Genomic DNA, 23,122 nt, shown 5'->3' with positions numbered 1-23,122 from the left:
CCCAGTGTGGCCGATCACCCTCTCAGGTCGGCTACGCATCGTTGCCTTGGTGAGCCGTTACCTCACCAACTAGCTAATGCGCCGCGGGTCCATCTGTAAGTGATAGCTAGACGCCATCTTTCAATTTCGAACCATGCGGTTCGAAATGTTATCCGGTATTAGCTCCGGTTTCCCGGAGTTATCCCAATCTTACAGGCAGGTTACCCACGTGTTACTCACCCGTCCGCCGCTAATCTCAGGGAGCAAGCTCCCATTGATTCGCTCGACTTGCATGTATTAGGCACGCCGCCAGCGTTCGTCCTGAGCCAGGATCAAACTCTCCAATAAAGTGTTTGACTAGCTCGTGTTGCTGACTTCTGCGTTCGTCACAGGATGTGACAGAACTTAGCAGAAGTTCCTTAGCTTTTTTGTACTATATAGTACGTTGTTTTGTTAATTAAAAATTAACGTTGGCACGCTTGGTTTTGTTTAGTTTTCAAAGATCATTTGTTTGTGTCATTCCACTCAGAAGCGACTTTTATAATATATCAAATTTAAAATATAAAGTCAATACATTTTTTTAATCACTTTGGAAGACATTTGCCTATCAATTCGACAGGAATTTAATAATATAACAGAATCAAATTAAAGTCAACAAATAAATATAAAATAATGATTTTGATAAAGCTCACTGTTGATTTTAGCAATTTGTCGATTGAAACGGATATTAAGACTCCTCTCTGCGGGGAACTCCGGACTGCCTACGGAAAGCGAACATCTGTAGCGGACATCAACTCCCCATTTTAACAGAGCCAAAATAATTAACACCTTTGCAATCGATATTTATTAGCTGTTGGTAATTATCTTTCTATACAAAATAAGAAGAGTCTTGTATAGACCCTCCTTATCGGAAATGATTTAAAGTGTATTTAAATGAAATTAGAATGACTTTTTATATGCATACCACTTTTGTAAATAATATCTACTAATTTACGAGTTTCTTCTATAATATAAGTATTTCTACACTCTTTCTGGTTTAATCTGCATATTTTGCTTTAATAGGCGTTTTTGCCAGACCATTGCAATTGATAGTGTTACAACTAAAAGGATAAGCCCTAAAATGAACGGGTAGGTTATTTGAACATCATATAACATCCCCGCTAATGTTGGTCCTAACACATTTCCGATACTCATATAGGCATTATTCATTCCCATAGCGAACCCCTGCTCGTTCCCTGCCATTTTCGAGATAAGGGTATTCAAAACCGGACGAAGTATGGACGTTGCAAGGAATATTAATAATGAGATTCCAAAGAAAAATCCATAACTTGTAGCAAAGAGCGAAAGAAGAAAGCCAACAGCGGCTACTCCTAAAAAGATATTTAGCACATTACCTTCTCCAAAACGACGTACAATTCGATCTACAACAAAAAGTTGCACGATGACACTAACAATACCTGTTGACGTAATCATAAGTGCAATCTCTTGTGGAGTTGCCCCGAACTGGTTATCAACAAAGAGACCTATAACTGATTCATATGCCATTAAGCCAAAACTCATCACGAGGGTAATAATAAGCGGAATGAAGAATGGCATCTTAACAGATCGAACTATTTTTCTTGCCATTGATTCGTCATCCTTTGGTAAATTAGCCTTTGTAGTAGTTTTTTGTATTTCACTTTCCTTCAGAACAAGAACAGAGAATGCCACTGCAAAAAGTGAAACAATTGCAGAAACTAAAAATGGGATTTTTAATCCAAAATCCGCTAAGAACCCACCAATCCCGGGTCCAACTACGATCCCTAGTGACATTGCTGCAGATACTAAGCTATTACCTTTAGCACGTTGCTCCATCGTCGTTATATCTGCTACATAGGCAAAAATCGCTGGTATTAGTAAGGCTGCTCCAATTCCTCCAATAACACGAGAAGCATATAACAACCAAATAGAATTTACCGCATAAAAAACAAACATTGATAACGTTAAACCTATTAGCCCGTATATTATCATCTTTCTACGGCCATATTGATCAGCCCATTTACCAGCAATTGGAGAAAAGATCAGTTGAGCTCCTGCAAAAATAGCAATCATAAGCCCCGCAGCTGTTCCCCCTTGATTAATTGACTCTAAATATGCTGGTAAGATCGGGATTATAATACCGAAACTTCCTATCGCAATAAACATGTTAATCATTAATATGATCATCTTTTTCCTTTGTTCTGCTGACATGTGTGACAGCCTCTCTTTCTATAATGAATTCTAATCCGGGATATGATCTTTGATTAATATACTTCAAAAGAAACATAAAAAACCTCCCATCCAAATCTGAACAGGAGGCAATGTCATACATCAAAAGAAATAAAAAATAAATTTCATTTTGTCTATATATGCACACTACTAATCCTATCCAGAAAAGATATCGCCAAAACAGATTGATTTTCTGAACAGGAAAAGAGCACTTAAAATCTTATTCCGCATTAAGGGTTATTATCGACCTTAAAAAGTACAGATTATCCCATTCAAAAAACACCAATACAACTTATAACGAATGTTTTTCTTGAAAATAGGATTATAAAATCATGTACTTACTACACCCTTCCGCTTTTAATAACTCTATACTAATCAATATGCTCAACAAAAGTCAAGATAATAATATTGTCAGTCTAACGATAATCATTTCTTAAGTGACCCATCCATTGCTTTTTAAGATTTTACCTATTCGGATTCATGTAAACCTCTTCATAAGGCTGAACAACAACAAAGCCATCCCCCTCAAATTTCATTTGAATCGATTCACCGCTTCCCCGTCCAAAAAATGTTTTTAACGTGATATCTGTTTGAAATTCAGGTTGTAAATTCCCTGACCATGCCACCGTCGCATTCGGATCAGTGATAACAGGTCTTCCTGGTGTTACCTTTAAAGTGAGCGGCTCATAATGGGAGGTAATAGCGACCATCCCTGTTCCCTCACATCGGACATTGAACAAGCCACCAGCCATCATACCTGCAATACGTTTCATAAGTTTAATATCCCATTGTATGCTTTGTTCGAATGCGAGTAGATCATTACCGTTCACAAAGATTACATCGTTTTGTAATTGAAGTATAATCACTTTTTTTCCTTCATCCGCAAGATATAACTTCCCTGATCCAGTTGCTTTCATTAAAGAGGTACCTTCACCAGTAAGCGCCTTTTTAAATGATTTTCCTAGGCCATGCTCTAAAATACCTTCACGTTCAAATTTAATTCTTCCATTATACGCGATCATCGATCCAGCTTTAGCCCAAACTTGACTTTCCAGGTTCACTTCGAGAATACGAGGACTCTCTAATTCAAACAATCCTTCACCTTTATCCTCTTGTTCGGTTTGTTTAATAAATTGATCAATTGAATATTTAGTCAATGCTTACACGTCCTTTCTATACTTGTGTATACGTGTAACCTTCTACTATGTTTCATTTATTTACCTACAATTAACAATTAAATCCACCTAAAAAAATGCTTAACTCCTCTGAAAGCTCGATCCAAGCGAAAACAACAATCATCGTTAAAACATCCTCGTTCTAAATACAAACAGCCCCACCAATTCAGCAAGACTGTTTAGAAAGAGGCTTCACTTTTTTACATTAATCTTAACTACTAATTACTTAACCCCTCATATTCTAGGAGTTCAGTTACCGTTTTAAATTCATACCCCTGTTCATGTAACTCTTTGATAATCCCCTCAACTGCTACCAGTGATTCTTTTCGACTTTCATACATAATATGTAATAAGATAATTGAGCCATTTTCCACATTGGAACGAACATGATCAATGATTTTTTCAGAATCAGCTCCAATATTTTCATCCGTTTCTGGCGCTATATTCCATACGATTGAGGGTCGATTATGTTCTGCTAGGTATTTTGGTAGAAAGATGAACTTTTTCCCATAAGGTGGTCTAAATAGAATCTCTCCTTGATACCCCGCTTCCCTAATCAGTTTATCCGTCTTTTCTATTTCTTCTTTAACAAAGGATGGTGATTTGAATACCATTCTTTGATGGGAATACGTATGATTTCCGACTTCATGTCCTGCTTTTACAATTTTCTGAGCCTCTACGAAATTTTCTTCAATTTCACTTCCAGTTAAGAAAAAGGTAGCCTTTATCTCATTTTTATCGAGTATTTCCAATATGTCATTTGTTTTATCTGTTGGTCCATCATCAAATGTTAAAGCAACAACCTTCTCATTTGTGTCTACCTTATTTACAATTTCACCAAACAATTGATAGCTTGTCGAGTTTATTACTTGCAAAAAGCAATAGCCCAATCCAATGAGTATTCCAAAGACAATGATGGTACCTATTATGCTTTTCTTCATTTTCCCCTCCCATGATGATTTTTCTTACAAAAGAATTAAAGGCTAAGAAAGCACAATGTTTGCGCAAAACTTAGCCTTTAGACATTAAAAATAAACGATATAAATAACAAACACTAATACAATTCGGTAAATTGCGAATGGAACAAGCTTAATTTTGTTAATCAGCTTCAGGAAAAAGCGGATAGAAATTAACGCAAACACAAACGCACTAATGAACCCAGCGATGAAAAATGGCATTGCATCAAGCGTAAAGTACTGCCAGTTTTTCAACAATGATATACCACTTGCACCAGCCATAATTGGAACTGCCATAATAAATGTAAAATCAGCAGCTGCGCGATGACTCATTCCTAATAAAACCCCGCCTGAAATGGTTGAACCTGATCTAGAGAACCCTGGCCAAAGCGATAAGCATTGGATGAATCCAACGGAGAGCGCTTGTTTATAAGTGATTTGGTCAACTGTTTCAATCTTAGGTTGCTTTGGACCAAATATATCTGCTAAAATCATTAAAATTGCCCCCACCACTAAACCTACTAATACTGTTTCGATTGAAAATAAATGTTCATCAATATAATCCTCGAAAAGTACGCCTAATACACCTGCTGGAATCAAACCTACGATAACCTGTGTAAGCTTAAGACGATTTTGATTTGAACCTGATTTTTTGTTTATACGTCCTAATCCTAGTAAATCAATAAATCGATCCCTAAAGACAACAACAACAGCTAATATCGAACCAAGTTGAATTACAATTTTAAATGTATTTGCTACATATTTCGTCAAAAACTCTTCTGACTGTAACCACATATCATCAACAATAATCATATGACCTGTTGAAGAAACTGGCGCAAATTCCGTCAATCCTTCTACTAATCCTAGGATGACTGCTTTTAAAAGTGTTAGAAAATCCATAAATTATTCTCCCTTATAAGTATTTCTTTTTTTTATAAATAGTAGCAGGGCCACAATCATCCCAACCCCTATCAAAACATAAATGATATTTGAGTAAATGTCCATAAAATGAACGATTTCTTCCCATGACTCTCCAAATTTAGCACCAACTGAAACTAAAATGATATTCCATACTAATGTACCAATTGTAGTAAAGAGAAGAAACAACCAAAAGTTTAAACGTGACATTCCAGCTGGAATCGAAATAAGACTTCTTATTAATGGAATGATCCTACAAACAAGCACTGTCCAGTACCCATATTTATCAAACCAGTGATCCGCTCTATGGATATCTTTCTTTTTCACTCGAAGAATATGTCCCCACCGATCTACAATTTTTTCAAGTCTCTCTACATCCAGTAGATTACCAATCTTATACAGGATAGCTGCCCCAACAAGTGAACCAGCTGTTGCAGACAAAACGACCCCTGGTATTGATAAATTTGTAAAGTTCGTCGACATTCCCCCGAATGTAAGTATAACTTCAGATGGAATCGGAGGAAATACATTTTCTAAAGCAATCATAAGAAAGATGCCCATATAGCCAAATTGTTCAATAATATCTGTAATCCAGTTTTCCATTTTAACCTCCTATAGTGGTTGATCAAATCAAGGATTTTTTCAACTTTCTTACATACATTTTTCGGATAAAGAAAAAATAAATAAGCTGCGCGAGAAAGAAACAAACAAGTACAACAATTGTTTCATTTGCAATAGATAAAGTGAAATAGCTTTGTAGAGCTCTAAAAGCAAAAATACTGTGAATAGCTGCGACAATAATAGGGATAAAAAATAATAAAAGTAGTTGTTGTGTGACAATTTTAGTTAACTCTTGATCAGTTAGCCCTACTCGCATAATCGTCAAATATTGTCGTACATCATAATCCATATCTGCATATAAACGGAAGTATAAGAAGCTTCCTGCAGCTATGAAGAAGACTGCTCCAATTAATAAAGCAATAAATAACATCATGTTAAACAAGCTCATTTGTTTATAAAGTAACGTTCCACTAACAGTCATCGCATATGACATGTTTTCTTCATACATGACCTTACCTTCATTTACGAATCTCTCAAGCATACCATTTGTATCCTTGTAATCTTTTATAAAGTAACCAGTAAATAATTCTTTCTTTTCGTTTCCTATTAATTTTCTATATAGTTCATCATTTACGATAAGACCTTCATTTTCAACAAGTTCCCTCGGAATAACGACATGTTCTGTGAAATCGTTTCTTTGCACCTTTATGTTGTTTTGTCCTAATGTATAGGTATAATGGCCAATGTCATTTTCAAAACGATGTGTCGTCATTCCTAATACTTTATTATCTGCTGGTGGCTTCTCATGGAATTTAAATCCTGCCAATAAAGCTACCTTTTTATAATCAGAAAATGAAATCACAGGAAGCTTTTCAAGTGTAGTTCGATCAGACGCTGAAACAACCTCAACGTAGATAATCGGAAATTGTAACGTTGAATAAGTAAACTTGTTTTCATTTAATTCTGTTTCGATTTTTTGTAAATTTTGTTGGTGAGCTAGTTGCCCATCTTTTTCTACATAGCTGATGGCTGCCGGATAATCCACTTCAAATTGTTTATTAATCACATTCATCGATGCTAATGTTCCCACCGCACAAAAAGCCACCGTTGAAACAATTGTTACCATAAAAAACATTCTAGCATTATCCTTCATCCGGTACGCTAAGTTAGAAATGGTGATCATATTTGTTTTCTTCCTGAATATTCCTTTCCTTTTCTGGAACCATTTAATAATAAACACAGATAACTGTGTGTAGAAAAAATACGTTCCAACAATTGTCATGCCTATAACAGGAAGCATTCGATATAACAATGACTCCATTGTCGCCGTAGCGGATAAATAATAACTAGCAAAAAGAAGAACTGCTGCTCCGAACGACAGGAACGAAGAAACCTTCAATTCCTTTTTTGGTTTTTGTCCTGCTTGGAATAAATCGATTAACTTATTTGTCCGAACAAGAATCGTTGTAAAGAGAGAGATGCACAGAAATAGCAACAAAAAAGCGACTATTGTTAAAATTAATGCTTGATAGGATAAATGAAAGGAAAGCAACTTAATATTTAGCATTACAGAACTGATCATTAAAAACAGTTTACCAATTATTAATCCTGAGCCGATTCCTACTATAATTGCCCCTATACCAATAAGCATGTTTTCTAAAAATACGAGCCAATTAAGTTGCCTTTTAGTCATTCCATGCATCATTAAAATTCCAAATTCACGTTTTCTTGTTTTTAAAAAAGTCCCTACAGAATAAAAGACAAAAAAGAAGGAAAAAAAGTACATTATAAATTCAGCTGCTGTCATCAATTGAACAGCAACAGAATTGGTAACCCCTTTCTGGATGTCAGGATGAAAAATGAAGAGTGCATAGACAAAAAAGATCATAACTGAGAAAGCACTACTTAAAAAATAGGCAGCATAGGTACGTTTATTTCGAATGACATTTCTATAAGCGAATTGTGGAAAGGTCATGACTGTTTCCCCCTAACAAAGAAAGCATATCAATAATTTTTTGAAAGAAGGTTTGTCTGTTATCACCACAATAAATTTCGTTATAAAGTTTTCCGTCCTTTATAAAAATTACTCGATTGCAATAACTCGCTGCCACTGGATCATGCGTGACCATTAAGGTTGTTGCACCTTCCTCTTTATTAAGGGAAGATAACGTATCCATCACATCTTTAGATGCTTTTGAATCTAAATTACCTGTTGGTTCATCAGCTAAAATAAGCGACGGTTCGTGAATAATAGCCCGTGCGATCGCCGTTCGCTGCATTTGGCCTCCGGAAATCTCATACGTTCGCTTATCCTTAATTTGCTCGATCCCTAATTTCCTAGCTAAATAGGTAACCTTTTTATCCATCTCTTCAACCCGTACACCATCTAATGTAAGTGGTAAAACAATATTTTCTTCAACTGTTAATGTATCTAACAAATTATAATGCTGAAAAACAAATCCAAGTTCATGCCTTCTAAATAATGCTGTATCCTTACGATTCAGTTGATGAGGATTTTTGCCATTGATTAAAATTTCACCAGATGTTGGCTGGTCAATCGTTGCGATTAAATTTAGTAAGGTCGTTTTCCCACTTCCTGAGGGTCCCATAATCCCAACAAATTCTTCATTTTCAATTGAGAAACTAATATTATCTAAAGCAGTCTGCGCAATATTACCTTCATATATTTTCGTTAAGTGGCTTACTTGTAATATCGACAATTCTTTCACTCCCTGTTCATTCTACCTCATATATTATCTAGAATGGAATGACTCTACCATGTCGTTATATTACAGTTACCTTACAATATTGTAAGAAAAGCGGAAGCGCCTGGTCAGCGGCGTATGAACTAAGAGCACTACTAATCTAGCTCCGGCTTCTTGCATTAGACATCAATACTTTACAATCTAGAACACAATCCGAACAGTCGTACCTGAATTCACATCTGATTCTATTTCTACTCGATGACCTAATTTATCACAAATTTGTTTTACAAGATAAAGTCCCATTCCTGTAGACTCTTGAAACTCTCGACCATTTTCTCCAGTAAAGTATGGATCGAAAACACGTGGGAGGTCACTTTTAGGGATACCAACGCCTTGGTCAATCACCTCTAAAACGGTTTTATTTTCATGCCGACTACCTCGAAACACAATTTTCTTCCCTTTTTCTACTGTATACCTTACAGAATTGGTGATAAGTTGTGAAATAAGAAAAGAAAGCCATTTTTCATCTGATACAACTTTTAATGAAGGATCGATAGTAAGTTCTGGATAGACTCTATTGCGAATAAATAGACGTTTTTGACTGGAAGTTAATTTCCGAACTAACTCTTTCAATTGAATGGTCTCGACATGAAAATCTCTTTCAAACATATCTAGTCTTGAACTAAACAAGACCATTTCAAGCCCCTTTTTTAGACGATCAAGCTCCTCATCAATCGATTCCAAAAGCTCATCATCTAAATCTTGAATACTTAAATGAATAACAGAAATGGGTGTTTTCATTTGATGAACCCATTGATTTATAAATTGGATATGATGATCGAGTTTGTGCTTGTAAGTATATAGCTCTTGTTTATAACTTTGCATTTGTTGTTTTTGAAATCGATCCAAGCTTTCAGGTAATGGTGCTGATTGTAATTGGATATTTACATCACTAAGTGAAGAAAGCGGAGTTGATAATCTCTTGTAAAAAGACCGATTCGTTATATATCGAAGGAATAGGTATCCAATAAATAAACTCGTACTCAAAAAACAAGCGTAAACCATTGTCGCCAGATGATTAAAACCTTCTAACAAAAAAAGAAGGAGCACAACACCAAGTTGAACAAAATAAAAGAAGGTTAATAGAAGGTGATCACGAATAAACAATTTCATGACTCTTTGCTCCAATTCGCTTTCAATTGATACCCTTTTCCTCTAACAGTTTGCAATGCATCATCAATATGACACTGAGCAAGCTTCTTACGTACTCTTGTTATGTAAACATTTAACGTATTATCATCGACAAAGGCTTGATCATCCCAAATTTTTTCTAGCAAACGGTCACGACTAACTACACGATCTGCTTTCTTCATTAATTCTTCAAGTATTCTTGTCTCAGTATGGCTCAACTCGATCTTTTGTTGCCCAAGACGTAATTCGAGCCTTTCTACATCTAAAACCAAACCATTAATATTCACATTCCACCCATTTTGATTTGTTGCATATGAACCATATGCTCTTCTTAAATGGCTTTTTATTTTCGCAAGAACAATTTCATAATCAAATGGTTTTGTAATATAATCATCTGCCCCATTCTCCAACGCCATTACTTGATCCATCTTAGCGTCTCTAGCTGACACAAATAAAATTGGGCATGTCGATATATTTCTAATTTGTCTACACCAGTAATACCCATCATATTTTGGTAAATTAACATCAAGTAAAACAATATGTGGCTCAATCTTTTCAAATTGCGCTAATACTGTAGCAAAGTTTTTAACTGAGTAAGATTCGTATTCATATTTAGTAAGAAAGTCTTCTAGCAGCGAAACTAGCTTTCCATCATCTTCCACTATAAAAATTTTGAACATGATGAGATCTCCTCTACCTTTTATTATTAGTATAGATTAATTTCTCCAGTGTAAGTATAACTTCAATAGGAAGATGATGGAATCTATTTATGTTAAAACTTTAGGAAAATTAGATGGAACACTAAAAAAGAAATGACCTAAACAATGGGGGTATTGGAATGAAGGGTGACTGAAGGAAACATTATATAAGTAACAAAAACCAGTATCTATTAGATACTGGTTTTTGTGTCAGGGTAATGATCAATCAAAGGTACACCAAAAGCAGTTATTATCCTTTTACTTTTTCCTTTTCATTAGGTAATGGCAGAGGATCGATGCTTTGATCATTCGCAGTTAAATCAATTCCATAATCATTTGCGAATACCATGTGCGTATCAACTAGCACACCCTCTTTATTTTCATCTAAATTGAATACTCTTGCCCCTCGAAGTCTATTTCTCTCATTACCGGATAAGCCGTAAGTACCGAAGCCTGTATTACCCGCATATCCAAGCATAATTCCATAATAGTTTCCGCAATAGGTGTTAATATGATCATGGCCACAGAAAACCCCTTTAACGTCGCCTCTATCTAACATCGCCGAAAACAAGCCACTATTCACTGGACCTGGGCATTCGTCTTCATTTCTTTCTCCAACAATATTATGCCTTTTCACTGCAAGATCATGGCTAGCAGATGTTCTACTATCAACGCTTCCATACCACATAAATCGATGTTCCCATAACGGAATATGAATAAACACAAGTGATGGTACTTTATAGCCGTACTGCTTTTCAATTTTTTTCGATTTCTCATAATACCAATTTATTTGGTTAAAACGAAGCCAGTCCCATGTAGGGTATCCCTTAAAATCTTGCCCAGCGATTTGCGACGGTGCATATCTCCCACTATCAAGCAGCCAAAGGTTGAACGCAGCACTTGTGCCTTTTGATTGTCTAATGAGAAGGTTCATATTTCCAGTTCCAGTAATGCCTTTTTCTCCAGGTTCGTTCATATTATGTTTGTAACTCATGTAAAATTTCAGCATATCCTCTTCATACATTCCACTTTTGGCTGAAGAATCTTCATCATGATTTCCAAACGTAACTGCCCATTTAATTTTTCTTTCTTCCATGGGCTGAGCCACATTGTTTAGCGCTTGTTTCATCTCTAATTCCGTATCACAGCCCCCTGTGATACAATCGCCATTAATCACAACAAAATCCGGTTTCTCTGAATCAAGGACTTTTTCCATTAGCTCAATTGTTCTTCGATCAATTCGTTCGTCATCTTGAGTGTCATTAAATTGTACGACTTTAAACTTTCCATTCGAATTAAATTGAAGTTTAGTCTGCTCTTGGCTTTGTGCCTGTACAGTATTAGTCAGCAAATCACCTGGTAATCCTGTTGTCGCAAGTGTTAAGGCAAGTGTACTCATTCCGCCAATTTTCAAAAAGTTCCTTCTGTCTAACCCTTTGTTATGATCCTTGTTACTCATTCCTACCTACCTCCATTTTCTTAATTAATCGGACCTAGTAATCGAAAAATGAAAAAATTTAAGAATTTATTTTCACTTGTCCAACTTAGACCAGCTTAAACTTACTAAGTAAAATAAAATGATTTCACCTTTCTTACCGTACTCTTCTTCTACATAGTAGGATAAAAATATTAATAGACTATTAATCATGCTAGAAAGGTATGTTAAATAAACACAGAAAATACAAAAAACAAAAAAAACACAGAAAGCGACATTCATCCCCTTTCTATTAGAAAACTCTCAAGTTTATCTAGTATGAAAGATAGACAAAATAGATGTTTATTTGTTTTGATTCAACTGTCATTTTTGTTTAATTTACAAAAGTTAATATTTTCGTAGTCTTTTTTTTATATTCAGTTTTTATAATGGATTAAAACAAAACAAATCAAAAATCATGGAATACTTTGGAGGAATAATGAACACATTCTATATGACAGAAAGACAAAAAGTAATAATAAGAGAGCTCGAGATAAAAAATAAAATTAGTGTCGTAGACTTAGCATTAAAGTTAAACGTAACACCTGAAACGATACGAAAAGATTTAAGCACACTTGAAGCGAGAAAGAAATTACGGAGAATTCATGGTGGTGCAATCCAATACTTTGGATTAATTAAGGAACCTCATTTCAATAAGAAAGTCGGAATTTCTCATAATCAAAAAAAATTGATCGGTGAAGCTGCCGCAACATACATTATGGATGGAGAAACAGTCGTACTAGATGTAGGGTCAACAACCTTACATATTGCTAGTTCAATTAAGAATGTTCAAAATGTCACGATTGTGACCAACTCCTTAGCTGCTGCTGAAATTTTAAATAATCGCTTAGAGAACCGCTTATTTGATGGAAAGGTCATTGTCCTTGGGGGAACAACAAATCCGCTACAACGTTCAATTAGTGGCTCGTTAACCAATCTATTGTTAGAGAATTTTTATTTTGATAAAGCCTTTATATCATGTGGAGGAATAAACAAAGATGGAATCTGCGATTTCAATATTGATGAAGCTGCTGCATCTTCAATTATGATCAAAAAATCAAGCCAAGTCTATGTTGTAGCCGATTCCGCAAAAATGAATCAGAGAGCCCTTTTTCACATTGGATCATTTTCATCTATCGATTATGTCATAACAGATTCAGAAATGCCCAACGATTGGTCGAAAGATGCAATGGTTAGCGGACTGCATTGGATAAGTGTAGGTGATTCGCAATGAAAATAGATTACCATGTTCATCTTGAGGAAGGCCCTTATTCATTTCGATGGTTAGAGAAGACATATCATAATCTTTTAACTGGACAACCAATATCAAATATAAGACATTCAAAACAATGGCTTAGCGAATCCTTGCTTTTGTTATCAGAAAGAATCGCAAAAGGTGCATATGATCCAATTTGGCTCGACCTCTATTTAGAGAATGCGAAAAAGAAAGGGTTAAAAGAGGTAGGAATTGTAGATCATCTATATCGCTTTACTGAAAGCAGGAACTACTTCGAAAAACATATTTTGCTTGACGAAAGCCGGTTAGGGTCTTTACAAAAGCAATGGCTCGATCTCGTAATGACAGAGAGTATGGGTGATTTTGTACAAGCAATAGCAGCTAGTAAAGAAAAATGGGAAAAGCAAGGCATCAAACTAAAATTAGGACTAGAAGCTGATTATTTCGAAGCTGGAGAGGATGAATTAGCAGACATACTTGGAAAACATGACTGGGATTTTATCAATGGGTCCGTTCATTTTATTCGTGGATGGGGATTTGATAATCCTCAAACGATGGATGAATTTAAAAAATACGATTTATATGAGTTATACAAGGATTTCTTTCGAATCATAGAAAATGCGACAATGAGCGGCATGTTTGATTTTATCTCTCACTTGGATAATTTAAAGGTTTTTGGATATCGTCCAAATGAAGCTGAATTAATACCTCTATATAAAAAGGTCGTAAAAGCTTTAAAGCAAATGAATGTAGCTACAGAGATTAACGCTGGCTTATATTACAGGTTTCCAGTAAAGGAAATATGCCCAAGTGAAACATTTTTAGATTTGCTGATTGAGGAAAACATTCCCTTGCTTATTTCTTCTGATGCACATTTCCCTGAAGATATCGGTGCTTTCGTTCACGAAAATATTGAGATGTTGCAACAAAAAGGAGTCAAGGAAATAGCTACTTTTGAAAAGAGAAATCGAATAATGAAACCTTTGACATTGTAAAAGTATTCTAAATTGAGGGAACCTAGACCACTTGTGTCTCTTCAATCCTTTTATATTTCATGCACCATTCCATAGACGCTGTATTAGTTGAATAAGGACTCACCGTATTCGGCCAGTCCTTTAGAAAGTATCGATTACATTGATTTTTGCTTTAACGAAACGGTATGTGCAGATTTTTCTCTTCCCCATACGATCGATAAAGCTAGACCCAATAATCCGATCGCTCCAGCAAGATAAAATACAGTAGCAAAATTGATATTCTGACTAACAGCCCCTGCTGCAAACGGCCCAACAAAAATCCCTATTGCATAAATGGCTTGAAACAATCCCATAGCTGTAGCTCGTTTGTTTAAAGGAATCGTTTGAATTGCCATCCCCATTAGGAGAGGGATCGTCATTCCTTGGGCATAGCCATTTAACATTTGTGTTACATATAATATCTCAAGCTTTGTAATAAATGGGATGACAGCTGAAAATAGAAATGTCCCTAAAAATCCTACTAGTAAAATAGACCATTTATTAAAGCGATTTAATAGATATCTCCCTGTAATTATAGGTGCAACCGCATGTGGGATCATAAAGCTAAAAACAAGTACGATTAAACTCTCCTTTGTCGCCCCAATATTTAAAGCATATGTAGGTGTGAACCCAAACATTGTTATAAATAACACTCCATTAGCTAATGCAGATAATAAAGCGACCTTTATGACTAAAGGCTCCTTTATAACATCTCGTAATTCTTTGTATTCAATTTTCCGATTGCTAGTTTGATTCCCCACTTCTTTTACCCAAAACGACATAACAATACCTATACAACCTAAAATACCGCCTAACCAAAAGGGTGTTTTCCATCCCCATTCACTTACAAGGTACCCGCTCAACCCCATACTTATTAACTGGGAAGCCACTGTAACAAACTGAATATTCCCCATTGCTTTCGTCGTTTCTTCAGCTCTAAAGTAGCTTGCATATAAAACTGTAAAAGCAACCCACATTGAAGCAGTAACTCCAGATATCACTCGAGAAGCAAATGCAAAGCTTAAGCTTTCAGTCAACGCAAACCCAAAACAGCTAATCACACCGGTAACAAGCCCTACAATGATAAAAGGCTTACGAATTTGCATTTTATCAGAGATGATTCCAAGCGGAAACCTTAATAAAATCTGCATAATTCCATAGCTACCTGCGATAAATCCTATTAAAGTATAGGCTCCGCCAAGATAATCTAGATATTCAACAAAAATAGGAACATAAATATATAACGAAAACCAATAGATAAACGTAATAACGACGAAAAAAAGATGATAGTATGATGAGATTTTTTGAGTAGAATGGTTAGTGTTCAAGTTTTGTCCTCCTGCTCCTAAAAAACATGACTAGTATTTACTTCTATAATATTAAGCCTTTTTCCTCTTATTGCTCATTAATACAAAACGGACTATAGAAATGTATCTAGATTTCCTTCTTTATTCGAACAACCAAAAAAGATAATCAAGGATAATAATTTTTGAAATTCGAATGATTTTAACTGCAATTTCTTCATTATAATTATGTAATGTAAGATTACGATCATTATCCATATTAATTTCACGACAACTTCGAATGACCTCCATTTGGAGATCCAATATCTATACCTCTAACATCAAACAAATACTGTTATGCAGCTTTCCAGCAAGCTTCAAAAGTAAGTTCAAACCTTTGAATCGAAGCATCTCGTTCAACTTAGGTTGGTCTTATTAGTGTTTTCAAGGATAGAAATTGGTAAATTCACCAGAAAATAATGAAGCTTGTGAACCATTTTTGGATATTTATCTTCGATTTTGGATATTTATCTTCGATTTTAGGGATTTATCTTCGATTTTTCGTTTTTATCTATTTTTAGACAAAAATCGACAAAAAACTGATTATCCTTCGTTAGTTTAACTGATAGACCGATCTTTATTACTCCCTGTGTAACTTCTACTATCATGTTTTTTTGGCCCCTATAAAGACTCTTTGTCTACTTTTAAACAGCTCTATGTCAACACCTCTCTCTGTAAACATTGAACTGAAGTAGGCATCTTTTGTAAGTTTGCTGTAACAATTTTTCCATGTTCTACAGTATTAGACATAGCAAGTTCCTCTTTTTATTAATAAAATACTTCGGCTTCATTATTGTAGAAATAGAAAAGGAGATAAGTGAAATAGCTCCCAATTGTTGAATCATTTTATTTTTCAAGAGTTGTATAACGCATATCCTTACCATAACGACAATAGGATGGTTTCAAGACCTAAAATAAAATTCACAATTAAAAATTTCTTAATTAAGCACTAAATGTAAAGGAGGTTTCTTAAAATGGCGAGCCAAACAGGGGCTATTGTCCAACATGCATTAGATGCTTTGCTAGAAGACAAATCCTTTTTACCTAATTTGCCTGATCGTGCAAGAGAACAAGCATTTACATCATTGGCAGCAATTCTTTCAACTCCAAATCATATACATAAATCCTTCTTACGAATATCTTTAGAAAAAGGGAAAATTATACGCATCCCTGCCTTTCGTGTTCAACATAATGACACTCTTGGTCCTTATAAAGGAGGAATCCGCTTTCACGAATCAGTGAATGAAGATGAAGTTGTAAACCTCGCCGCTTTAATGACGTTGAAAAATGCGCTTCATGAAGTTCCTTTTGGCGGAGGAAAGGGTGGCGTTGTCATTAATCCAAGAGATTTCACTGAAAAGGAACTGCATTTAATATGTGAAAAATATGTTCGGTACTTTAGTGATATTCTAGGTCCTGACAAGGATATCCCTGCACCAGATGTTGGTACAGGGGATCGTGAAATGGACTGGATGATGGCAGAATATAAAAGCATCCGACCAGGAAAGCCATATAGAGGAAGTTTTACAGGGAAGAGTGTTGTAAATGGTGGTTCATTAGGACGAAGAGAAGCTACAGGAAAAGGTGTTTATTTTACCTTTAGCTTCATGCTCTTTGATTTCTTGAAGGACCATAGCAAGTGGCTTTCTGAAATTAATAATAGCTTTGCCAAAACAGCATTAGCTCTCGCTGGTCACTCACTAAATATAGCAGTTCAAGGCTTTGGAAATGTAGGCTCCATAACCGCTCTTGAGGCTTACCACTGTACACATTTAAAAAATAAAGTGGTTGCTGTAAGTGACCGTAATGTTACCTTATACAACTCAGATGGATTAAATATTCCCGCATTAGTTGAGTTTACAACGAACAATGGCGGAGACCTCCCAACTACAGAAGAACAGCTGTCTCAGAGTAAGATTAAAGCAGAGATTCAAGCCCGAGATGAAGTTCTTTATCTTGATATTGATGTATTGATCTTGGCTGCACTTGAAGATCAAATTCACAAAAATAATATGGAGCAAGTAAAAGCAAAAATTATTGTAGAAGGAGCGAATGCACCTGTTACCGGAGAAGCAGATAAGTACCTGAGTGACAAAGGTGTCATTATCGTCCCTGATATTCTTGCAAACGCAGGAGGGGTCATCGTTTCGTATTTTGAATGGCTGCAAGGCCGTGAAACTCAGTTTTACAGTGAAGAAGAAGTATTTAAGCTGCTTTTTGACAAAATGGAAGTAACAATGAATACAATTCTCCCCCAGTTTTTTGATGATCCATTTTCTTTGCGCCAAAACTGCTATATTCATGCCGTTATGAAGTTATGCACGATTTTGTATCGCCAGGGGAAATTGTATTAAGGTTTTTTATGGGGGAGAGAAAATCTCTCCCCCATTTTTAGTGATTCTGTCTAAAAATCCTAATTAAGTAGGTTTTCTACTCTTTTGGCATTAATTTAATCCCGATAAATTTCATTTCAGTCATATCTTCAATTGCATATTTAATTCCTTCTTTACCAATTCCACTTTGCTTAACACCACCATACGGATGATTATCCTGCCTGTATGTTGATATTTCATTAATCCATACCCCGCCCATTTCTAATTGGTCTGCGACACGAATGGCCCGGTCAATATCCTTGGTGAACACCCCTGCTTGTAAACCATATATGGAATCATTGGCTACTCTAATTACCTCATCCTCATTATCAAAGGGGATCACAGATACGATCGGTGCAAATACCTCTTCGGAAACGATTTTCATCGTATGCTCAACATTTGTCATGATGGTTGGGGAGAGAATTGCACCATTTCGGTTGCCACCCACTTCTATTTTGGCTCCATTTTTCACAGCATCATCAATCCAAAGCTTTGCCCGTTCTGCTTCTTCCACTTTGATCATTGGCCCAATGTCCGTCTCTTCTTTCGTTGGGTCTCCAATTGTTAAGGCTTTTGTTTCCATTATAAACTGTTCTAGAAACCTGCCATAAATACTTTTCTGAACATAAATTCGTTGTGCAGAGATACAAACTTGCCCTGAAAAGGCGAAAGCACCTTTTACTAATTCAGTTACAGCACGTTGGATATTACCATCTTCAAAAATAATATTAGGTGAATTTGAACCTAATTCTAGTGTAACCTTCTTAAAGCCAGCTGCTTCGCGAATTTTCCTGCCAACAGGTAAGCTTCCTGTAAAGGTAATTTTGTGTACCTTTTCATGCTCAACAAGAGGACTGCCAACCTCTTCACCAGTTCCCATTAAAAGATTTAACACTCCATCTGGAAGGCCAGCTTGTTGGAATAACTTAACTAGCTTATAAGCTGACACTGGAGTTTTTTCTGCAGGTTTAAAAACAATTGTATTACCGGCTGCGATCGCTGGTGCAATTTTATGCAGAGATAGATTTAAAGGGAAATTAAATGGTGTAATTGCGCCAACCACACCTAATGGGATCCGTTTAATAAACCCCATCCGATTTTCTCCACCAATGGCAGCATCCATTGGGATGACTTCTCCGGTAATATTTTTTGCTAGTTCAGCAGCAAAACGTATTACCTGAACCGAACGTGTAATCTCGTCTCTACTATATTTAACCGGCTTTCCAGCCTCCAGGACAATTGTTTGAGCAAAATCCTCTGCATTTTCCTCTAGTAAATCAGCAGCTTTTCGCAAAATATCTCCACGTTGATGAGCAGGCATCTTTTTCATGGTCGAATGAAATGTTTCAAAGCTATTCGTTACCGCCTCATCAAGATCCGTTATGTTTGCTAAAGCTAATTCCGCTACTATTTCTTGATTGTACGGATTTTTGACCTCAAGTGTCTCACGATTCTTTTCATTTCTCTCTTGACCATTAATAATTGAGCCGAGTCGCATATTGGACCCCTCCTTTCATTTAACAATGAATATCTTTAAGTTTTTCTGTTAATTTCATATTCTCACTATAATCAACCGGACAATCGATAAGAACTGGCTTTTTCATTGAAATGGCCTTTTCTAAAATTCCTTTAAGCTCTTCACCTTTTTTTACCTGTAGAGCCTCAAAACCATAGGATGAAGCGAGTTGAATAAAATCTGGATTTCCAAATTTAATATTGGAAGAACGATTGAATTTTTTCAGCTGATGCCATTCGATTAAGCCATACCCATCGTCTCTCCATAATAAAATGATAATTGGTAGATTAAGACGTTTCGCTGTCTCTAGCTCGGCACCTGTCATTTGGAAGGATCCGTCGCCACAAACAGCAACAACCGTACGATCTGGATGGACAATTTTCGCCCCAATTGCTCCAGGCACAGCAATCCCCATCGATGCGAGACCATTTGAAATCAGACATGTATTTGGTTGATACGTATGATACATTCGAGCCATCCACATTTTATGTGCGCCAACATCAGAAATAACGATATCATCTTCTTTTAAGACAGAACGTAAATCGGCAATGATTTTTTGCGGTTTAAGCGGGAAGCTTGTATCCTCTTTAAATTGTTCTAATTCATTTAGAGCATTTTTGCGAACGTTAGTTACCCAAGCATTGTTTCTTTCTTGAGGTGAAAGGGCTTGTTGCAATTTTTTTAAGTTCTCATTAATATCTCCAAGTACATTTAGTTTCACTGGATAGCTGTCATCTGTCTCAGCTTCCTCTGTGTCAATGTGTAGTATTGGTGTCGCTCCATCAGGATTCCAGTTTTCTGGAGAGTATTCAGCAATGTCGAAACCAATTGCTATAATTAAATCAGAATCCTTAAACCCACAGGTAATGTAATCGTTTCCTGCTAATCCTGCTGTAAGTAAACTAAGCTCATTTGTCCAGGAAAGTGCCCCTTTTCCCATAAATGTATGGACGACTGGAATATTTATCTTTTCAACTAGAGCCCTTAATTGGTCTGAAGCATTACCTCTAGTTATCCCGTTACCAGCCAAAATAATTGGATGCTTCGCCTGTTCGATGAGTTTTGCAGCCTCTTGAATAACCTGATCTCCCGCTTCTGATAACGTGTGTTTTGTTACTTCTAATGGAGAAGAAGCATCAATCTCCATCTCAGCAATATCTTCTGGGAGATCAATATGGGTTGCACCGGGTTTTTCTTGGGTTGCTACTTGAAACGCTTTACGAATCACTTCAGGTACGATTTCACCCTTTTTAATTTGAGCATTCCACTTTGTAACAGGTTCATATATATGGATCAAATCATAATACTGATGACTTATTTTATGTTGACGGTCCAAACCAGCTTGACCAGTAATTGCAACAATTGGATTTAAATCCATGTTCGCATTTGCTACACCTGTTAGTAGATTTGTTGCTCCTGGCCCTAAGGTGGCTAAGCAGACACCAGGCTTTCCAGTAAGTCTTCCATATGTACCAGCCATAAAAGCCGCACTCGTTTCGTGTCTTGTTACGATGAATTGAATACTTGAATCAAGAAGAGCATCCATCATATCAATATTTTCCTCACCAGGCACACCAAAGATATATTCAACACCCTCTTGCTCAAGACATTTAATTAATAATTCAGCAACTTTCATTAAAAACACCCTTTGTTGTATGATTATCTGCTATTTACTATCTCAATTTAGCGTTGTTCATCAAATTTGATAACGAATTGATCTTAGCTTCCTTTGTAAACAATTGTTTGATAAAGATCCTCTAGTGGCCAAACTTCCCCTTTTTCATCTTTATAAACAATATGTTCACGTTTAAAATGAACTGGGGAATCTAGTCCTGCTGCTGCGGCTAGTCTAAACAAACCTTTGCGCATTGTAATCAAATAATTAGCTGTGCGATATTTCTTTTCATCAATAACAAGTGCATTTTGTAATTCTGGGTCAGTTGTTGCGACACCTACCGGACAAGCATTTGATTCGCATTTTAATGCTTGGATACAACCGACTGTTATCATAAAACCTCGTGCGATATTGATCAGATCTGCCCCCATTGCTAAGGCGATTGCTATTCGATCAGGGGAAAACAGTTTACCTGAAGCGATTATTTTCACACGATCTCGAACACCATATTTAATTAAGGCGTTATTTACAAGCGGTAACGCAGATTTAATAGGCAAACCAACACTATCAGCTAATTCCTGATAGGAAGCACCCGTACCTCCTTCACCACCATCTACCGTGATAAAGTCAGGTCCCTTCCCTGTCTCTTTCATGATTCTTGCCAATTCATCTGCTTCATGATGACTTCCAATGACAACCTTCATTCCAACAGGTTTCCCGGTATGGTCGCGGATCCGCTCAATAAAATCAAATAATGAAGGTAAATCACTAAATTCTCTAAAACGATTTGGACTATCAATTGATTTAAATGGTTCGACCATACGGATTCTTGCAATTTCCTCTGTTACTTTTTCACCATCAATATGACCTCCTCTTGTTTTTGCCCCTTGAGCTAATTTAATTTCAAAGGCTTTAACTTGAGGTATTTTACTTTTTTCCAATAATGCTTCCCAACTGAAATTTCCCTGTTTATCTCTAACCCCAAATAAACCTGGGCCAATTTGCATGATAAGATCAACGCCACCCTTTAAGTGATAGTCCGAAATGCCACCTTCCCCTGAATTCATCCATGTTCCTTTCGCAATTCCTAATCCTTCTGAAAGTGCGGTAATTGCGCGATCACCTAATGAACCATAGCTCATTGCTGACATACCAATTTGACCTTTTACTATAAAGGGGTACTTCGTATCCTTGCCTATAACAATTGCATCATCATCATTTAATAAATAGGCAGATGATTCATGTTTCTCTAATTCTTCCTTTTTTTGCGTAAATAAAGGGTCTTTTAATAATAAATATCGATTTGTTGTTACCTTAGTATTTTGGTCCATTTTTAACTCTTCTGTTAATTTTGGAAACATTGAATTTCTTATATAAAATCCTTGTTCTTCAAAATCACGCTGTGACCCAAACCCGATTACATCCCGTTTATATTTAGCTTTTTTTACAATATGTTGATAATCATTACGTGAAAAAGGTTTCCCTTCATTATTATTGTTAAAAAAATACTGACGGAGTTCAGGACCAATTTGCTCTAGAAAATACCTCACTCGTCCGATTACTGGATAATTTCGTAGAATAGGATGCTGCTTTTGCGTTCGATCGACAATATATAAATAAATGACAATCACTAAACATATTAAAAAAATAACGGCTAGAAAAACAAAACCAATAATCGTTAAGACGTTTGCTAAATTCACACTTCATTCCCTCCTAGATAAAAATGGCTATAGGCTTATTAAAGCAGATAAATTGCCTGGATCTTAGACTAGTATTTATTGTTAAGATTCTCGAACAGGGGTAAATTTATCCATGTGATTTCATAAAATCTTATTAAGATTTTGGCTAAAAATAACAAAAACATGCTCTTTATATACCATCTAGTAGGATGAGTGACTATTTTAAATACTTTTATGTATGAGCTCTAAGGTTGTATTTAGTAGGATAAAGTTAAAAAAGACACATCTCATTATATGAAATGCGTCTGATTGCGTTATATCTATATTAAAATTCAGTATCTACTTTTAAATGTTCATCAACAAAATTCATTACAATATCTAGTACCGGTTTTTGAGGGCTATGCGCAGGAGCTGGATATCAAAGCACTTATCTATAGTACAAG

General features: G+C 35.9%; 19 protein-coding genes and 1 rRNA gene. 3 read left to right on the top strand and 17 right to left on the bottom strand.

What is annotated here, in order from left to right; genetic code table 11:
- From I7822_RS28065 to I7822_RS28015, 11 genes are all read right to left on the bottom strand, one after another.
- Nucleotides 1-327: ribosomal RNA gene (locus tag I7822_RS28065) — 16S ribosomal RNA — on the bottom strand; the annotation flags it as partial.
- Nucleotides 328-999: 672 nt separating this feature from the next.
- A complete protein-coding gene (locus I7822_RS28060) occupies nt 1,000-2,208 on the bottom strand; it encodes an MFS transporter (RefSeq protein ID WP_207982328.1) in 1,209 nt (402 codons plus the stop codon).
- Nucleotides 2,209-2,690: 482 nt separating this feature from the next.
- Nucleotides 2,691-3,383 (bottom strand): AIM24 family protein, encoded by a 693-nt coding sequence (locus I7822_RS28055; RefSeq protein WP_207982327.1) that lies wholly within the window; start codon nt 3,381-3,383, stop codon nt 2,691-2,693.
- Nucleotides 3,384-3,619: 236 nt separating this feature from the next.
- Nucleotides 3,620-4,342, bottom strand: coding sequence for a polysaccharide deacetylase family protein (locus I7822_RS28050; RefSeq protein WP_207982326.1), 723 nt, complete (start codon nt 4,340-4,342; stop codon nt 3,620-3,622).
- Nucleotides 4,343-4,426: 84 nt separating this feature from the next.
- Nucleotides 4,427-5,257 carry an undecaprenyl-diphosphate phosphatase gene (locus I7822_RS28045; protein ID WP_207982325.1) on the bottom strand — a complete coding sequence of 277 codons (831 nt, stop codon included), beginning with the start codon at nt 5,255-5,257 and terminating at the stop codon, nt 4,427-4,429.
- Between the two features lie 3 nt (nt 5,258-5,260).
- Nucleotides 5,261-5,878, bottom strand: coding sequence for a DedA family protein (locus I7822_RS28040; protein WP_066328952.1), 618 nt, complete (start codon nt 5,876-5,878; stop codon nt 5,261-5,263).
- A gap of 22 nt (nt 5,879-5,900) precedes the next feature.
- Entirely contained in the window at nt 5,901-7,811 is a 1,911-nt protein-coding gene (locus I7822_RS28035) for an FtsX-like permease family protein (protein ID WP_207982324.1), read from the bottom strand.
- Nucleotides 7,786-8,556: an ABC transporter ATP-binding protein gene (locus I7822_RS28030; RefSeq protein ID WP_207982323.1), complete on the bottom strand. Its 771-nt coding sequence runs from the start codon at nt 8,554-8,556 to the stop codon at nt 7,786-7,788. The genes I7822_RS28035 and I7822_RS28030 overlap by 26 nt, the downstream gene beginning before the upstream one ends.
- A gap of 186 nt (nt 8,557-8,742) precedes the next feature.
- Nucleotides 8,743-9,714 (bottom strand): sensor histidine kinase, encoded by a 972-nt coding sequence (locus tag I7822_RS28025; RefSeq protein ID WP_207982322.1) that lies wholly within the window; start codon nt 9,712-9,714, stop codon nt 8,743-8,745.
- Nucleotides 9,711-10,412 carry a response regulator transcription factor gene (locus I7822_RS28020; protein WP_207982321.1) on the bottom strand — a complete coding sequence of 234 codons (702 nt, stop codon included), beginning with the start codon at nt 10,410-10,412 and terminating at the stop codon, nt 9,711-9,713. The genes I7822_RS28025 and I7822_RS28020 overlap by 4 nt, the downstream gene beginning before the upstream one ends.
- Nucleotides 10,413-10,680: 268 nt before the next feature.
- Nucleotides 10,681-11,889: a metallophosphoesterase family protein gene (locus tag I7822_RS28015; RefSeq protein ID WP_207982320.1), complete on the bottom strand. Its 1,209-nt coding sequence runs from the start codon at nt 11,887-11,889 to the stop codon at nt 10,681-10,683.
- 454 nt (nt 11,890-12,343) lie between these two features.
- Between I7822_RS28015 and I7822_RS28010 the strand changes: the two genes are divergently transcribed.
- A complete protein-coding gene (locus I7822_RS28010; RefSeq protein WP_207982319.1) occupies nt 12,344-13,138 on the top strand; it encodes a DeoR/GlpR family DNA-binding transcription regulator in 795 nt (264 codons plus the stop codon).
- The gene (locus tag I7822_RS28005; RefSeq protein ID WP_207982318.1) at nt 13,135-14,136 is read left to right on the top strand and encodes a histidinol phosphate phosphatase domain-containing protein; all 1,002 of its coding nucleotides are present in this window, start codon (nt 13,135-13,137) and stop codon (nt 14,134-14,136) included. Before I7822_RS28010 ends, I7822_RS28005 begins: the two co-directional genes overlap by 4 nt.
- A gap of 134 nt (nt 14,137-14,270) precedes the next feature.
- On the opposite strand, the gene I7822_RS28000 is transcribed toward I7822_RS28005, so the two are convergent.
- The 3 genes from I7822_RS28000 to I7822_RS30365 all read right to left on the bottom strand — a co-directional run bounded on the left by I7822_RS28000 (nt 14,271) and on the right by I7822_RS30365 (nt 16,105).
- Nucleotides 14,271-15,482: an MFS transporter gene (locus I7822_RS28000; RefSeq protein WP_207982317.1), complete on the bottom strand. Its 1,212-nt coding sequence runs from the start codon at nt 15,480-15,482 to the stop codon at nt 14,271-14,273.
- Nucleotides 15,483-15,602: 120 nt separating this feature from the next.
- Nucleotides 15,603-15,761, bottom strand: a complete 159-nt coding sequence (locus tag I7822_RS27995) for a hypothetical protein (protein ID WP_207982316.1) — start codon at nt 15,759-15,761, stop codon at nt 15,603-15,605.
- A gap of 215 nt (nt 15,762-15,976) precedes the next feature.
- Nucleotides 15,977-16,105, bottom strand: a complete 129-nt coding sequence (locus tag I7822_RS30365; protein WP_279382030.1) for a hypothetical protein — start codon at nt 16,103-16,105, stop codon at nt 15,977-15,979.
- A 366-nt stretch (nt 16,106-16,471) separates the two neighbouring features.
- Here I7822_RS30365 and I7822_RS27990 point away from each other — a divergent pair, with 366 nt between their 5' ends.
- Nucleotides 16,472-17,851, top strand: coding sequence for a Glu/Leu/Phe/Val family dehydrogenase (locus I7822_RS27990; protein WP_207982315.1), 1,380 nt, complete (start codon nt 16,472-16,474; stop codon nt 17,849-17,851).
- Between the two features lie 76 nt (nt 17,852-17,927).
- On the opposite strand, the gene I7822_RS27985 is transcribed toward I7822_RS27990, so the two are convergent.
- From I7822_RS27985 to I7822_RS27975, 3 genes are all read right to left on the bottom strand, one after another.
- Entirely contained in the window at nt 17,928-19,367 is a 1,440-nt protein-coding gene (locus I7822_RS27985) for an aldehyde dehydrogenase family protein (protein ID WP_207982314.1), read from the bottom strand.
- A gap of 19 nt (nt 19,368-19,386) precedes the next feature.
- Nucleotides 19,387-21,021 (bottom strand): acetolactate synthase large subunit, encoded by a 1,635-nt coding sequence (locus I7822_RS27980; RefSeq protein WP_207982313.1) that lies wholly within the window; start codon nt 21,019-21,021, stop codon nt 19,387-19,389.
- 83 nt (nt 21,022-21,104) lie between these two features.
- Nucleotides 21,105-22,700 (bottom strand): FMN-binding glutamate synthase family protein, encoded by a 1,596-nt coding sequence (locus tag I7822_RS27975; protein WP_207982312.1) that lies wholly within the window; start codon nt 22,698-22,700, stop codon nt 21,105-21,107.
- Between the last annotated feature and the right edge of the window lie 422 nt (nt 22,701-23,122).

This window comes from Metabacillus bambusae, from assembly GCF_017497975.1.
GTDB classification, from domain to species: domain Bacteria; phylum Bacillota; class Bacilli; order Bacillales; family Bacillaceae; genus Metabacillus; species Metabacillus bambusae.
The sequence above is the reverse complement of the archived record's forward strand: the minus strand, read 5'-3'. Positions and strand labels throughout refer to the sequence as shown.

Excerpts from the sequence above, each read along its gene's own strand:
- I7822_RS28035 (WP_207982324.1), bottom strand. The coding sequence starts at position 7,811 with ATGACCTTTCCACAATTCGCTTATAGAAATGTCATTCGAAATAAACGT.
- I7822_RS27985 (WP_207982314.1), bottom strand. The coding sequence starts at position 19,367 with ATGCGACTCGGCTCAATTATTAATGGTCAAGAGAGAAATGAAAAGAAT.
- I7822_RS27990 (WP_207982315.1), top strand. The coding sequence starts at position 16,472 with ATGGCGAGCCAAACAGGGGCTATTGTCCAACATGCATTAGATGCTTTG.
- I7822_RS28020 (WP_207982321.1), bottom strand. The coding sequence starts at position 10,412 with ATGTTCAAAATTTTTATAGTGGAAGATGATGGAAAGCTAGTTTCGCTG.
- I7822_RS28015 (WP_207982320.1), bottom strand. The coding sequence starts at position 11,889 with ATGAGTAACAAGGATCATAACAAAGGGTTAGACAGAAGGAACTTTTTG.
- I7822_RS28045 (WP_207982325.1), bottom strand. The coding sequence starts at position 5,257 with ATGGATTTTCTAACACTTTTAAAAGCAGTCATCCTAGGATTAGTAGAA.
- I7822_RS28060 (WP_207982328.1), bottom strand. The coding sequence starts at position 2,208 with ATGTCAGCAGAACAAAGGAAAAAGATGATCATATTAATGATTAACATG.
- I7822_RS28005 (WP_207982318.1), top strand. The coding sequence starts at position 13,135 with ATGAAAATAGATTACCATGTTCATCTTGAGGAAGGCCCTTATTCATTT.
- I7822_RS28040 (WP_066328952.1), bottom strand. The coding sequence starts at position 5,878 with ATGGAAAACTGGATTACAGATATTATTGAACAATTTGGCTATATGGGC.
- I7822_RS27980 (WP_207982313.1), bottom strand. The coding sequence starts at position 21,021 with ATGAAAGTTGCTGAATTATTAATTAAATGTCTTGAGCAAGAGGGTGTT.
- I7822_RS28050 (WP_207982326.1), bottom strand. The coding sequence starts at position 4,342 with ATGAAGAAAAGCATAATAGGTACCATCATTGTCTTTGGAATACTCATT.
- I7822_RS28025 (WP_207982322.1), bottom strand. The coding sequence starts at position 9,714 with ATGAAATTGTTTATTCGTGATCACCTTCTATTAACCTTCTTTTATTTT.
- I7822_RS28010 (WP_207982319.1), top strand. The coding sequence starts at position 12,344 with ATGAACACATTCTATATGACAGAAAGACAAAAAGTAATAATAAGAGAG.
- I7822_RS30365 (WP_279382030.1), bottom strand. The coding sequence starts at position 16,105 with ATGATAGTAGAAGTTACACAGGGAGTAATAAAGATCGGTCTATCAGTT.